The sequence below is a fragment of the Almyronema sp. genome (genome assembly GCF_052168255.1).
GTDB classification, from domain to species: Bacteria; Cyanobacteriota; Cyanobacteriia; order Phormidesmidales; family Phormidesmidaceae; genus Sphaerothrix; species Sphaerothrix epifaneia.
Window position 1 is genome coordinate 1 of sequence record NZ_JBQLZL010000069.1, and the last position, 11,859, is coordinate 11,859.

An 11,859-nucleotide genomic window follows, 5' to 3' on the forward strand; every position below is an offset into this window, starting at 1 on the left:
TGCCTACCCGTCTAGGTAATATTCTCCGCGCCGCTGAGCGTAAACCTTCAGAAAAATATGGACTCGATGCCGTCATCTGCTGGTCGCGTCTGTGGTTGCTGCTGCCTGATGCCGTCAAGCAAGACCTGCAAGCCGCCCGCGCCGACCTCAACAGTGCCGCCCGCGTTTGTCTCTGGAGCTTATTATTTTGTGGCTGGGCGCTCTTGAGTCTACAGTTCGACCCTAAATTTACGATTAACCCCTTGGCTCTATGGCCGCTGCTGGGTTTACTTTCTGCCCGGTTTGCCTATCAGTGGGCGATCGCCGCTGCCACCACCTACAGCGAACTGATCGAAGCCAGCTTTGATTTATATCGCCACTTGCTTTACGAATCTCTGCGCTGGCACCTACCCGCCGACCCAGCCGTTGAACGCCGCGTGGGAGCCGAGCTAACCCAATATCTGTGGCGTGGATTTTGAGAAAATATTTGGTCTTAAACGTGTTGGCTTTTGTGGTCAAGCCTGAAAGCGATCGCGAATTTCCTCAATGCGTTTGCGATTGATGCCTAAATCAGACTTGCCGAGCCGAGCCGCTGAACGCACATGAATGATATTTTCACCACCGGGAACAAAAAACTCGACATCATCCACAAACCCCATGAGTTGGCTGGTAAATTCCGCGTGTAGATAGTCGCTTTTCTCGGTGACGATTTGAGTGCGATCCATCGACTGAACAATAGACTTTAATTGCGCGATCGCCTCACTGGCAGACCCTTCATAGCGAATGGGGGCAATGCTGTGGGCTTTGTCAGTAGCCTGACTGCTGACGCAATTAGGCGTATCTGGGCAGGCTGCTAGCTGACCCTCTGTGGTGCCTAGATTAGTAGGACGCTTCCCTGAAAATGAAAATAGCGGCATATAGTTTTTGGCTTAAAACAACTGCCCATTCTACGAGGAATGGGCAGATAAAATCTAGCAATTTAGCAGCGATCGCTAACTTTCTGGCTTGCTGGCCGCCGCTGCGGTGATCACCGAGAGCTTATACTGGCCGTTGCCCAAATCGTTATAAGCATTAGCCACGATGCGATAGATACCGTCTGCTGGCACAGTGACGGTAACGGCGGCGTTGCGGTTAACGGGGGAAATATCATCGTTTTGCGCAATCCGCTGGCCTTGAGCATCGTAGACCATTAAATAGGCGTCAAAATCGACGCTTTCTAACGTAATGGTCAACGTTTGCCCCGCCTGACAGTCAAGCAAATATTTATCAAAAAGGCTGTTATCGCCCAGCGTGGCATCGCCATTTTGCAGCATTCCGCGCACTTGCAAAATCGGCTGATGCATCACTGCCCGCGTTTCTTGAGCTTGGGCGATCGCCCCTGTTAGGCTTATCCATGCGATCGCGCCACTACCTAAAACCCCAAACTGACTCAACTTCATAAAATTACAGGTCTAAAAGTTACAACAACGCCCAGACACCACAAAGAGGCAAATACTCGCCCTTCAGCCTCACAGCCCACAAAACCATCCAAAACGCTCTTTACTCTAGAGCAGAGAGGCGGTTGAAAGGTGTATTGTAGATAGCATTGAAAATTTCTTCTTGGCAGCAAAATCAACGTTGTCGCGTTTGCTGGGCAGCAAAATTTGGCATGAGGCGCGGGCTAAAGCGATCGCGTTTTGGCGGTAGCTTTTGGGGGAGGGTAGGCCGCAGGCAAACTCAGGGTAAGTGCTGTTCTAACCAGGTAATGACATCGCTGGCTACCTGAGCGCGATCGCAATCGTTGTGCGGTTCATGGTAGCCACCCGGATAGACTTTTAGCGTTTTATCAGCGCTGCCTAAGTCCTCAAAAAACTGGAGGCTAGGAGCCAGCAAGCTAATTTGATCGGCCTCTCCATGCAGCATCAGCACCGGACAACAGACCTTGGCTGCCTGCTGCTTAATGCGGGCGATCGCTTTAAGAGATTCGGTTCCCCAACGGGCAGTGACAGCGCTATGCACCAGCGGATCGTGCAGATACTGCTGCCGCAAAGCGGGATCTCGCGACAGCAAACTGGGATCTAGCTGAGTCTTAAACGTGAGGGTTGGCCAAACTTGAGACAGCAAACGAGCGATCGCAATCAAAACCGGGTTGCCAAAGCGCCCAGCCGGACGAACAGGCGTACCGCTGATGATCAACCCAGCTAGTTGCGGCGATTGCAGGCTGTAGTCTAGCGCAATCAACGCACCCAGGCTGTGACCATACAAAAAGAGGGGCTGTTGCGGTAGTTGGGTGCTAACAAGCTGAAAAAACAGCTTCAGATTGGTTTGATAATCTTGCCAGCGTTCAATGTGGCCTCGCTGTCCCGGCGATCGCCCATGCCCTGGATGATCAAAGCTCGCCACTGCAAAACCAGCCTGACATAGGGGTTGCACCAAGCCCTCATAGCGGCCACTGTGTTCGCCAATGCCATGTACTAAAATCACCCCACCCCGAACTTTTGCAGGAAGCCAGAGCTGATAATACAGTTGGGTGCCTCTGGCTGCTGTGAAGTGACTATCCTGCCGCATTCTGTCCTATGCAACTTGTATTCGAAGCTTACGACTACGCTATCAGTAATTCCGACAAATTCTTAGACGCGTTGTTACAGCATTTGTTACTGGTCGGTGTGCCGCTAGGGATTGGCTTGCTGATAGGGCTACCGTTAGGGGTCTGGAGTGCGCGATCGCAACTGGCCGCTAGCCTGCTTACCAATGGGTTTAATGCGTTGCGCGTTATTCCTAGCTTAGCTATTCTCTTTGTGGCTATTCCTTATTTTGGCTTGAGCTTTCAATCAGCTGCGATCGCTTTGACCCTTTTGGTCATGCCGCCCATTTTGATCAGTACAGATGTGGCTTTTCGCAGCATCGACCCGATGATTCGCGAAGCGGCTGTCGGTATGGGTCTATCCGCCCGCCAAATTTTGCAACAGATAGAAATTCCCTTGGCGCTTCCGGTCGTAATTGCGGGCATTAAAACCGCCACAGTCGAAGTCATTGCCAGCGCTACCCTGGCGGCTTTTATCGGGGCAGGCGGATTAGGTGATTTTGTGGTGCTGGGGTTTGCCGCCTATGACAATGCGATTTTACTTGTGGGAGCGGTGCCAGTAGCGCTACTGGCGCTGTTGGCAGAAGTGAGCCTCAGCGCTTTGCAAAAAGTTGTACAGCCGCCGCTCTAACTTTCTGTCTGGGGCTTGTAACAACTGATGTGTCTTAATGCTTGTGGCGACGGCTGTAGCGAAGCTGATTGAGCCTGTTGCATACCGAGAAACAGCTAGCCAGCCGTCAGCTAAACCCAGGCTACAAGTTTAGAATTCCGAAACAAAAATCATACTAATAGCGGCCAAAGAGATCAGGCTCTTGGCCGCTATTTTTTAGTTTCAAGAGAGATTTAATGAGTTCAAATAAGATTTAAAGCTAACAACAGCATCTAATACGACGTTGACCGAGCGATCGCCTCACATTTCTGAATAAACTTAGAGATGCACTGACTGAAATCTAATTAAAGATTATTGAATAGCCAGTTCCATTGCTCCCTTTCAGCTATTAGAGGAAATATCAACCAACGGACTAGATGCTGTTGCCTTTAGACGAGACAGATCAGAATAAAACAGTCGCTTTGCCTCCTTTTTGTTAGTGGAGTTGACTTTCAATCTGTCAGGGAAGCTTTTGGCTTCAGTTATTAATATACTCCTCCTTGGCGACGTCAGGAGGCGCTGACAATAAAGTTTACAAGTTGAGGTGAGGCTCAGAGATTTTTAATCTAAAGACATGTATTTGGCTACGCTTTCGGAGTAAAATTAGGCGACGCGCTTACTTTGAATTTGAGCATTAAGCATTGCTGAGTCCGCCTATAGGCAGATAGCAAATCTGTAGAAAAAGCGGTATCTTAATTTTGCTGACGGCAAAATATTTGTCGATAGACTTAACATTAATCAAACTTCTTATCACGCATGTCTGTTCAAACTAAAAAAGCAGTTCTGGTTACGATTATTGGTGAGTCAGTTTTACAAGATCGCTTAAGGCAGCTAATGAAAACGCTGGGCGTTTCTGGCTATACTTTTACGCTGGCGCAAGGCGTGGGTAGTCATGGCGTTCGCGTTTCTGATGTTTCGGATATTGCCGGATACAAAACGAATCTTGAGTTAAAAACAGTTGTTTCTGAAGAAGTCTCTGACCAAATTTTGACCGAGATTAAAACGTATCAGGCCAAATATGCTTTGATTGCTTTTCGTCAGCCTGTAGAGGCGCTGCTTGACTAACGGGTCGCTTATGCTTCCGGGAAGCGGTAAGGACTCACAGCTTTCTCTACAGTACGCAGCCCTGCGTTGACCACCAGTGCCAAGAGCGCTACTGCGATCGCCCCCGCCCAGATTTTGTCGTTGCGGTTGGTTTGGATGCCTTCAAACAGCAGATTACCCAGCCCCCCCGCGCTAAATTTAGCCCCAATCGTCGCGATCGCGATCGCAATAACTGCCGCTAGCCGCACCCCCGCCAAAAACACAGGCAGCACCAGCGGTACCTGCACCCGCCACCAGCGCTGCCAGACACTCATCCCCATGCCTTTAGCCGCTTCTAGCACCGCTGGGTCAATCCCTGCTAGCCCCACCACCAGGTTGCGCACCAAAATTACCTGCGTATAAATCACCATGGCGGTAATCACCGATCGCTGATTTAGACCAAACACAGGCACCAGAAAGATAATCAGCGCCAGACTAGGAATTGTATAGAGAATCCCCAGCGCTGACATGACTGGCACCGCCAGCCACCGCACGCGGGTAACCAGCAGCGCTAGCGGCACAGCGATAGTAATCGCGATCGCTAAAGTCGCGCCCAACATTTGCAAATGTTCAACAAGCTGCTGGAAAACAACGTTTGGATTGCTGAAGAGATAAGACATCGGTAGACATAAGGGAGATAGGGGGGCGAAACGGGCGACAGGGAAATAGCGGCGAGGGTGGCTTTTCTAGCTGCTTTATTCGCCTTAATGCGCTTAGCGCTTCTCCATCACCGCTGCTTGAATTTGAGCTAGCGAAACTAGGCCAATCGGGCGATCGCGCTCAAAAATCAAAATTTGCTCGGTGCCGCTTTTGAGAATCAGAGATAGCGCTTCTCGCAGGCTGGCTTGGGCTGAGAGGCGAGGTTGGCTCTCTACATTAAACGCATCTGGCAGTTCCTGCATGGCGATGGCGACGCGTAGCAAACCTAGCTGGCGCACAACGTCTTCGGTGCCCAAGAGATCGCGAATAAAGTCGTTTTGCGGCTGGGTGAGTAAATTGAACGGCGTATCAAACTGGACAATCTGGCCTGCTTGCATAACCAAAATGCGATCGGCAAGGCGGAGCGCTTCATCCACATCATGAGAGACGAACAAAATTGTTTTTTGGAGCTGATCTTGTAGGCGCAAAATTTCGTCTTGCAGCGCGGTACGAGTGATGGCATCGATCGCCCCAAATGGCTCATCCATCAAAATCACTTGCGGATCGCCCGCTAAAGCTCTGGCAACCCCCACCCGCTGCTGTTGCCCGCCCGAAAGCTGAGCCGGATAGCGATCGCGGTATTCGGGCGGCGGTAAAGCGACCAGTTGCAACAGTTCATCTACCCGCATTTGCGTTTTAGCCCGACCCCAGTTCAGCAATTTGGGCACCACCGCTATATTCTCAGCCACCGTCATGTGGGGAAACAACCCCGACTGCTGAATGACATAGCCAATCTGGCGCCGGAGTTCGGTGGCCGGACGCTTGCGAATATTCAGACCGTCCAAAAAAATATGGCCTTGAGTTGGCTCATATAGGCGATTGACCATTTTCAGCAGCGTCGTCTTGCCGCACCCAGATGGCCCCAAAATTACCACCAGTTCCCCTGCCTGCACCTCAAACGTGCAGCCGTCTACCGCCGAACGCGCTGCCCCCGGAAATCTCAGTGATACCTGCTCAAACGCGATCGCACTCATAATTGCCAACTCCTGCTCACCGCCATCTGCTGACCAAGCTGAGGTCAGCGCTCACCTGCTAAGACCCCAGCACCCCTGCTTGTGCTAAAAATTGCCGTGCCACCTCGGCTGGCTCTTGGCCTTCGCCACTCACCTGATAGTTCAACTGCTGCATCGTTTCATCCGTCAGCAGCGGAGCCAAACGATTGAGCACATCGGCAATCTCAGGATTAGCCTCTAGCGCTTCCTGGCGCACAACCGGAGCCACCTGGTAAGGCGGAAACAGGTTTTGATCATCTTCTAACAGCACCAGATCAAAAGCGCTAATTTCTCCATCGGTAGCAAACGCCACAGCTACATCGGCTTCGCCATCCACTAGCCCTTGATAGCGCAAACCCGCATCGACAGCTTTATAAGCTTCTAATTCAAAGTCGCCGTAGGCTTGCTTTAAACCGGGCAAACCATCTTCGCGCACTTCAAACTCCGGTGGGCCAATCATAATTAAGTCACTCGCCTGAGCAGCCATTTCAGAAATAGTGGTAATGCCTAGCTGTTGCGACGCTGGCCGGGTCATCGCTAGCGCTTGCGTGTTGTTCATGGGCGCTGGCTCTAACCACACCAGGTTAAACTTTTGCTGATATTGCTGAGAAACGGTGTCGTAAACGGCTTGCTGATCGCTACTGACAGGCTGCTTGAGAACGGTCAATAAGCCTGTTCCAGTGTATTCGGGGTAGAGGTCAATTTCGGCGTTTTCAAGCGCGGCTTGCGCTACGGGGGTACCCCCTAAATTGAGATTGCGCTCAACGCTAAAGCCAGCTTCTTCTAGGGCGATCGCATACATTTCTCCCAAAATAAGCTGCTCGGTAAAGTCTTTAGACCCAACTCGGACAACGCCACTGCTGGCTTCAGGCGTCGTCTGGCAGGCAATAACCACAAAAGTTGTCAGCAGGGCTAGCAGGGGCAAAAAGCGGCGGCACAGTTTGAGCATGGCAGGGGCAATGACAGACGGTGGAATTTTTTAAGACAATAGCATTGTCAACCAAGATAGCCGCATCTGTTTAACGGTGGGCTATTTCCTATCTGCCTCAAGTTAGGTAGCACATTTGTCGCGATCGCGTTACCTTTTGTAAAGAAGTATTACGAAAGAGTATGCAAACGAAATCTATTCAAATCTCACCGACCACTCCCCCTGCCAAGTCTTCTGACTTTCTCTTACAGGTCATGACCCAGGGCGGACTGGAAGATCTCTATGACACTCGCGACGTTATTGAAGTGGTTTTTCGGACGGTTCGCGACCTCATGACCACCGAAACGGCTCAGCGGGTAGCCACCGAAATCGAAAACGATACCCAAGCCAGCGATCGCCAGCAGATTGCCGCCCTTTGGCGCGATACGAATCCGGTTGTTGCCTTTCTCAGTCGGCTGCGGCCACCGCTAACCTTTGCGGATGACACCTTCTTGTTTCGCATTGCTCAAGAAAGTGGCCTGTCTAAGCGAGTTGCACCCGAAGCAGCCGTTAAAGCCGTCTTTCAAGCCCTGAAGCCTCGCCTATCTAAAAGTTTGGCTCAAGAAATTAGCATTGCTTTGCCGGGGCAAATTCAGCAAATGTGGCGCATGGCGTAGCTCTGCTATTCTAATTTTATTGAATGTCTGAAAAGACTAACAGCGGCGTAGAAAACCTCTACGCCGCTGTTAATTTATCTAAGCTGGTTTGCTGAGCAAGACGGCTTGCAATGGCAGAGATTGCTATCATCAAAAAACCGCAAAGCTAAGTGAGGTTATTGGTAATAGCGCTGCTCCAACCAGGCTCTTAGCTCTTCTTCAGAATTGAAGGCAGCTTGATGGCGAGAAACGGGATCGTATGCCTGCCAAACTGTTTCGCCATTGGCTTCGCGAACACGAACGCGCGGCTGGTCGCTCTCAATTAGCAAATTGAGCAGGGTTGAACCCAGTCGAGAAAATAGCTGGGCGATCGCATTTTTGGCAAATTCAGTCTGCGATCGTTTGAGGGTTTTCTCTAATTGCTGACGATTGAGATCGAGCTGGGCTTCATGGGTATAGCGGGTATAACCTGTCATGTAAAATCTCCTATCTGTATGCCAATTTTGCTTGGCTTTTGTCATGGCTAAAGGCTAGATTGAAATGAATTCAAATCGCAGCTTTATCGCCTATGCCCCTACTGTAAGCACTCAATCTAGAAGTGCCAAAGCATAAGATGCATGGCTCGTATGAATAAAATCGATATGTCTTCGCTGACAGAGATGCGATAGTCTAATGGACACAGACTGAACTTTTAGCGCTTCGCTGTCCTGAATCTGCTCGGTAGCCTTGGCTATCTTTTTGAAACAATGACGCTAAAGCTAAAGCTATCTCAGCTCAGAGCCTTAGTGGCTGTCGCAACCTGTGGTAATTTCAGTGGTGCAGCCTTAGATTTAGAGGTGACTCAATCCACCATTAGCCATGCGATCGCTACGTTAGAAGATGAGCTAGGGGTAATTTTGCTGCAGCGAGGTCGTCATGGTGCCCGCTTGACCCCCGTAGGTGAGCGCATTACAACCAAAGCTCAGCAGGTGTTAGCCCTGCTAGAAGAGATGTCGAGCGATGCCGACCAAGCTAAGGGACTGCAAGGCGGTACCGTTCGGATTGCAGCTTTTCGCAGCGTCGCCACCAATGTTTTACCCAAAGCGATCGCTCAACTTCACAGCCGCTATCCCAGCATTTCAATTTCTATTGCCGAATTTGACGAACTGCGTCAGCTAGAGCAAGCCTTGTTGCAAGGTCAGGTTGATATCTGCGTTGCCGAAAGTCTTTGCGGCGAAGATTATGAAGTGATGCCCATTTTTGAAGATGAATATGTGGCGCTGCTTCCCCCCTCAGCGGGTCTGCGCGATGCTCAACTGCGTTTAGAAGATTTAGGTCAGTATCCGCTAATTGCCTCTCAGCACAATAGCTGCTTTGACCGAATTCGGTTACAGCTTGCTCAGCTTAATCCACCCTTTGAAGTTGCTTATCGCATTCGCCATGACTCTTCTATGACCAGTATGGTCAAACAGGGTTTGGGCATTGCCATTATGCCTCGCCTAGCGGCTGAACCGATTCCAGAAGGGGTTCAGGTTTGCCGCTTGCCGTTTCATTTGTTTCGGCCAATTGGGGCATCAAGACTCAAAAAAGCGCTGCATACTCCTGCTGTCTATGCATTTCTAGAAGCGCTACGAGACTGTCAAAGCGCGATCGCAGTTTCAGTTTCATCCGTTGGCTAAAGCCTTCGCGATCGCGCTGCACACGCAGCCTAGAGCGAAGGCTAAGCGCGGTCTGTCAGACGAGCCACAACCATAATCAGTTCTTTGAGGCTAAAAGGCTTAGTCATATATTCGCTAAAACCAGCCGCCAAAGCGCAATCGCGCCCGCCCCGAGTGACATAAGCAGTGACAGCCACCACCGGAATACGGATTTGCCGTTCGGCTTCCACCTTTTTCACCTGCCCAAGCAAGTCAAACCCATTTTGATGCGCCAAACGAATTTCACTAATGATAATGTTAGGCGGGGCGATCGCTATGAGGTGAACAGCCTCTTCAATTGTCGTAGCCGACATCACCTGAGTGCAGCCAAATACCTGAAAAACTTCAGTCAGAGAAGAGAGCAAATCCCGATTTGTATCTACAGCCAGTAAGCTGAGTCCATGCAGTAATGAAGATTGATCATACATTGTTTAAAGAGGGGCAAGACCTACCACCCAGACCACCCAAGTACGCATACATTGGCAGAAGGAGTACTCAATCTGCTATGAACACAGGTATTAAGCGATGTTTAGCGTCACTGCCTGACAATAGAGCCATCTTGAGGGTGGCTTCAGTACGAGACCGTACTGAGTACCGGAAGCAGCCTGCCGAATTGTTAAGTTCAGCGGTTACCCATGAGAGTTCCCCCCGAACCCTACCCCTATCGGTGGCATCTGTCGAGGGTGGGCGTTGAAAGCTGTGGCAGATGCACTTTTTGAGTATTAGGTTATGATGCGATCGCTTTATTTTCTGGTTCCTGGTACCACAGGGCAGTTTGCCTGTGGCGGACTCTGGGCTGAACTCAAAACGCTGGCACTGGCAAAGAATTTGTGTGAGGCAACGCTCGTAACCTATCAGCAGCGCGAACCCGATACCTTGTTTTTGCCAGATGTGCTGCGACGAGACGATTTAGACAACGTCATTTTTGTCGTCAGTTGGGGCTTTCATGTGGCCCGCTTGGTCAAAAAGTTACACCACTGCAACGTTGTATATCATGCTCACAGCGCAGGTTATGGCTTTCGCCTACCTGCCGATATCCCCATTATTGCCGTCAGCCGCAACACGATGAGCTACTGGGGACAACATGCCCCAAATGCCTTGATTTACTATTTACCCAACTACATCTCTGAATCGTTTCGCAACGAAAACCGTCCGCGCGATATAGAGGTGCTGCTACAAACCCGTAAGTCTTCAGCGTATTTACTCAAGCAGCTAGTTCCGGCTTTGCGTCAGCACTGTCAGGTGACGGTGGTAGAAACCTATATCGAAGATATCGTTGGTTTGTTCAACCGCAGCCAGGTTTACCTTTACGACTCTGCGGAATATTGGGCGCAGCAGCGGGTTAGCGAAGGCTTTGGGCTGCCGCCCATGGAAGCGCTGGCCTGCGGCTGCCAGGTATTTTCTAGCGTCAATGGTGCCTTGGCTGACTATTTAGATCCAGGGTTTAACTGTCACAAAATTGCTGGCTATTCGACTGCCTATGACGTAGCGCGTATTCTTGACGTGCTGCGATCGCCCGTTAACCGGACATTGCCTGACTCCTTTTTTAAGGAATATCGCCAACACAACCTGCTCAAACGTCTACAGGTGATTTTGGCAGAACTCAATCTTTTCTTTGATCATCGGCGATCGCAGCCCAGCGATATTCCCAGCCTGACTCGCTGGCGATTAGCCCAGTTGTTTATGCAACGCTTGCACAAAAAGCTGAACCAGGTTTTGCAGTCTGGTTGATTTTTTAGGCACCCAAGCCGCCGTTTTCAGCGCTAATGGGCAAAAAAATTGCCGCTAGCGGGCAATCTCTGTCTCAATGGCCTTACCAAATCGATTGCCATCTCCTATCGTTTGGGCAGAAGAGACAAATGTCATGGCATGGATTTTAGCATTCAAAACTCATCTTCTGTTATTCATACGGCTTCTGGTGCAGTGTATATTAACGGCGAAAAATACCCCCTCCCTCAGCAGGTAGTCAAAAATATTGAAACTGTTATCAACTTACAGGTACAGCAAGAGCGTGATGTTCCCTTTCATGAACGCCTGCTAGCCAGAGTTGCTACAGTTTTTGGTAAGCCTCAGTTTCTTTACTTTCAGCTTATTTTCTTCATTAGCTGGTGGCTTTTTAGTCGTTTTGGCCCCGATCCGTTGCCTTGGAATCTGCTCAAATTTGACCTGCAAGAGATGGGGGTTGATGTGGCTTCGCTGCTGATTGCTACTGGTGTTTTAGTCCGCCAAACCCGGCAAGATAAACTAGCCGAACAGCGATCGCACCTGAGTTTGCAGATTAATCTTTTGACTGAGCAAAAAACCGCCAAACTCATTGAGCTAATTGAAGAACTGCGAAGCGATTTGCCCAATATGCGCGATCGCTATGATTGGGAAGCCGAAATCATGAAGCAATCGACCGACCCTCAAGTCGTCCTCGACATTTTGAAAGAAAACCTAGAGCAACTTTCTACCACAGAAGACCTCCTGCCAGCCGCTAATCAGGAGTCCTCAGCCGCTGCTCTCTTGCAAACGCTAGCCGATAATGTGGCTGAGGTAGCGTCGTCTGAGTCCACAACTTCCACCGACTCAGACCCTACCTAAATCGTTCTCAAGAACGATTTAAGCAACTTTTACATATGCCATAGTATCCCTTGTCAGCAAGAAAGCCGTACG

14 protein-coding genes and 1 pseudogene are annotated in these 11,859 nt (G+C 50.2%); 7 read left to right on the forward strand and 8 right to left on the reverse strand.

The features are described from left to right. Positions 1-458: pseudogene (locus ACTS3T_RS15540) on the forward strand (hypothetical protein); the annotation flags it as partial. A 36-nt stretch (positions 459-494) separates the two neighbouring features. On the opposite strand, the gene ACTS3T_RS15545 reads toward ACTS3T_RS15540, so the two are convergent. From ACTS3T_RS15545 to ACTS3T_RS15555, 3 genes are all read right to left on the reverse strand, one after another. Continuing rightward, positions 495-896, reverse strand: coding sequence for a DUF1499 domain-containing protein (locus tag ACTS3T_RS15545; RefSeq protein ID WP_377960620.1), 402 nt, complete (start codon positions 894-896; stop codon positions 495-497). A gap of 75 nt (positions 897-971) precedes the next feature. Next, positions 972-1,418: a PPC domain-containing protein gene (locus tag ACTS3T_RS15550; RefSeq protein ID WP_377960622.1), complete on the reverse strand. Its 447-nt coding sequence runs from the start codon at positions 1,416-1,418 to the stop codon at positions 972-974. 277 nt (positions 1,419-1,695) lie between these two features. After that, positions 1,696-2,526, reverse strand: a complete 831-nt coding sequence (locus tag ACTS3T_RS15555) for an alpha/beta hydrolase (protein ID WP_377960624.1) — start codon at positions 2,524-2,526, stop codon at positions 1,696-1,698. A gap of 8 nt (positions 2,527-2,534) precedes the next feature. Between ACTS3T_RS15555 and ACTS3T_RS15560 the strand changes: the two genes are divergently transcribed. Beyond that, positions 2,535-3,173: an ABC transporter permease gene (locus ACTS3T_RS15560; protein WP_377960626.1), complete on the forward strand. Its 639-nt coding sequence runs from the start codon at positions 2,535-2,537 to the stop codon at positions 3,171-3,173. Positions 3,174-3,947: 774 nt separating this feature from the next. Continuing rightward, positions 3,948-4,256 (forward strand): P-II family nitrogen regulator, encoded by a 309-nt coding sequence (locus tag ACTS3T_RS15565; protein ID WP_377965704.1) that lies wholly within the window; start codon positions 3,948-3,950, stop codon positions 4,254-4,256. Between the two features lie 8 nt (positions 4,257-4,264). On the opposite strand, the gene ACTS3T_RS15570 is transcribed toward ACTS3T_RS15565, so the two are convergent. The 3 genes from ACTS3T_RS15570 to ACTS3T_RS15580 all read right to left on the reverse strand — a co-directional run bounded on the left by ACTS3T_RS15570 (position 4,265) and on the right by ACTS3T_RS15580 (position 6,914). After that, positions 4,265-4,894: an ABC transporter permease gene (locus ACTS3T_RS15570; protein WP_377965702.1), complete on the reverse strand. Its 630-nt coding sequence runs from the start codon at positions 4,892-4,894 to the stop codon at positions 4,265-4,267. A 93-nt stretch (positions 4,895-4,987) separates the two neighbouring features. Beyond that, entirely contained in the window at positions 4,988-5,947 is a 960-nt protein-coding gene (locus ACTS3T_RS15575) for an ABC transporter ATP-binding protein (protein ID WP_377965700.1), read from the reverse strand. A gap of 58 nt (positions 5,948-6,005) precedes the next feature. Then, a complete protein-coding gene (locus tag ACTS3T_RS15580; protein WP_377965698.1) occupies positions 6,006-6,914 on the reverse strand; it encodes a glycine betaine ABC transporter substrate-binding protein in 909 nt (302 codons plus the stop codon). 161 nt (positions 6,915-7,075) lie between these two features. On the opposite strand from ACTS3T_RS15580, the gene ACTS3T_RS15585 reads away from it, so the two are divergent. Further along, complete coding sequence (locus tag ACTS3T_RS15585; RefSeq protein WP_377965696.1) at positions 7,076-7,549, forward strand: DUF2267 domain-containing protein; 474 nt, start codon at positions 7,076-7,078, stop codon at positions 7,547-7,549. A gap of 155 nt (positions 7,550-7,704) precedes the next feature. On the opposite strand, the gene ACTS3T_RS15590 is transcribed toward ACTS3T_RS15585, so the two are convergent. Continuing rightward, on the reverse strand, positions 7,705-8,004 hold the full coding sequence (locus ACTS3T_RS15590; protein WP_377965694.1) for a hypothetical protein: 300 nt from the start codon (positions 8,002-8,004) through the stop codon (positions 7,705-7,707). A gap of 270 nt (positions 8,005-8,274) precedes the next feature. Between ACTS3T_RS15590 and ACTS3T_RS15595 the strand changes: the two genes are divergently transcribed. Continuing rightward, positions 8,275-9,186 (forward strand): LysR family transcriptional regulator, encoded by a 912-nt coding sequence (locus ACTS3T_RS15595; RefSeq protein WP_377965692.1) that lies wholly within the window; start codon positions 8,275-8,277, stop codon positions 9,184-9,186. Positions 9,187-9,227: 41 nt separating this feature from the next. Here ACTS3T_RS15595 and ACTS3T_RS15600 read toward each other — a convergent pair whose 3' ends face one another. Further along, positions 9,228-9,632: a response regulator gene (locus ACTS3T_RS15600; protein ID WP_377965690.1), complete on the reverse strand. Its 405-nt coding sequence runs from the start codon at positions 9,630-9,632 to the stop codon at positions 9,228-9,230. Between the two features lie 304 nt (positions 9,633-9,936). Between ACTS3T_RS15600 and ACTS3T_RS15605 the strand changes: the two genes are divergently transcribed. Further along, the gene (locus ACTS3T_RS15605; protein ID WP_377965708.1) at positions 9,937-10,935 is read left to right on the forward strand and encodes a glycosyltransferase; all 999 of its coding nucleotides are present in this window, start codon (positions 9,937-9,939) and stop codon (positions 10,933-10,935) included. Positions 10,936-11,073: 138 nt separating this feature from the next. Then, positions 11,074-11,787 carry a DUF1003 domain-containing protein gene (locus ACTS3T_RS15610; protein WP_377965688.1) on the forward strand — a complete coding sequence of 238 codons (714 nt, stop codon included), beginning with the start codon at positions 11,074-11,076 and terminating at the stop codon, positions 11,785-11,787. The last annotated feature ends 72 nt before the right edge of the window (positions 11,788-11,859 follow it).

Excerpts from the sequence above, each read along its gene's own strand:
- ACTS3T_RS15545 (WP_377960620.1), bottom strand. The coding sequence starts at position 896 with ATGCCGCTATTTTCATTTTCAGGGAAGCGTCCTACTAATCTAGGCACC.
- ACTS3T_RS15550 (WP_377960622.1), bottom strand. The coding sequence starts at position 1,418 with ATGAAGTTGAGTCAGTTTGGGGTTTTAGGTAGTGGCGCGATCGCATGG.
- ACTS3T_RS15555 (WP_377960624.1), bottom strand. The coding sequence starts at position 2,526 with ATGCGGCAGGATAGTCACTTCACAGCAGCCAGAGGCACCCAACTGTAT.
- ACTS3T_RS15560 (WP_377960626.1), top strand. The coding sequence starts at position 2,535 with ATGCAACTTGTATTCGAAGCTTACGACTACGCTATCAGTAATTCCGAC.
- ACTS3T_RS15565 (WP_377965704.1), top strand. The coding sequence starts at position 3,948 with ATGTCTGTTCAAACTAAAAAAGCAGTTCTGGTTACGATTATTGGTGAG.
- ACTS3T_RS15570 (WP_377965702.1), bottom strand. The coding sequence starts at position 4,894 with ATGTCTTATCTCTTCAGCAATCCAAACGTTGTTTTCCAGCAGCTTGTT.
- ACTS3T_RS15575 (WP_377965700.1), bottom strand. The coding sequence starts at position 5,947 with ATGAGTGCGATCGCGTTTGAGCAGGTATCACTGAGATTTCCGGGGGCA.
- ACTS3T_RS15580 (WP_377965698.1), bottom strand. The coding sequence starts at position 6,914 with ATGCTCAAACTGTGCCGCCGCTTTTTGCCCCTGCTAGCCCTGCTGACA.
- ACTS3T_RS15585 (WP_377965696.1), top strand. The coding sequence starts at position 7,076 with ATGCAAACGAAATCTATTCAAATCTCACCGACCACTCCCCCTGCCAAG.
- ACTS3T_RS15590 (WP_377965694.1), bottom strand. The coding sequence starts at position 8,004 with ATGACAGGTTATACCCGCTATACCCATGAAGCCCAGCTCGATCTCAAT.
- ACTS3T_RS15595 (WP_377965692.1), top strand. The coding sequence starts at position 8,275 with ATGACGCTAAAGCTAAAGCTATCTCAGCTCAGAGCCTTAGTGGCTGTC.
- ACTS3T_RS15600 (WP_377965690.1), bottom strand. The coding sequence starts at position 9,632 with ATGTATGATCAATCTTCATTACTGCATGGACTCAGCTTACTGGCTGTA.
- ACTS3T_RS15605 (WP_377965708.1), top strand. The coding sequence starts at position 9,937 with ATGCGATCGCTTTATTTTCTGGTTCCTGGTACCACAGGGCAGTTTGCC.
- ACTS3T_RS15610 (WP_377965688.1), top strand. The coding sequence starts at position 11,074 with ATGGATTTTAGCATTCAAAACTCATCTTCTGTTATTCATACGGCTTCT.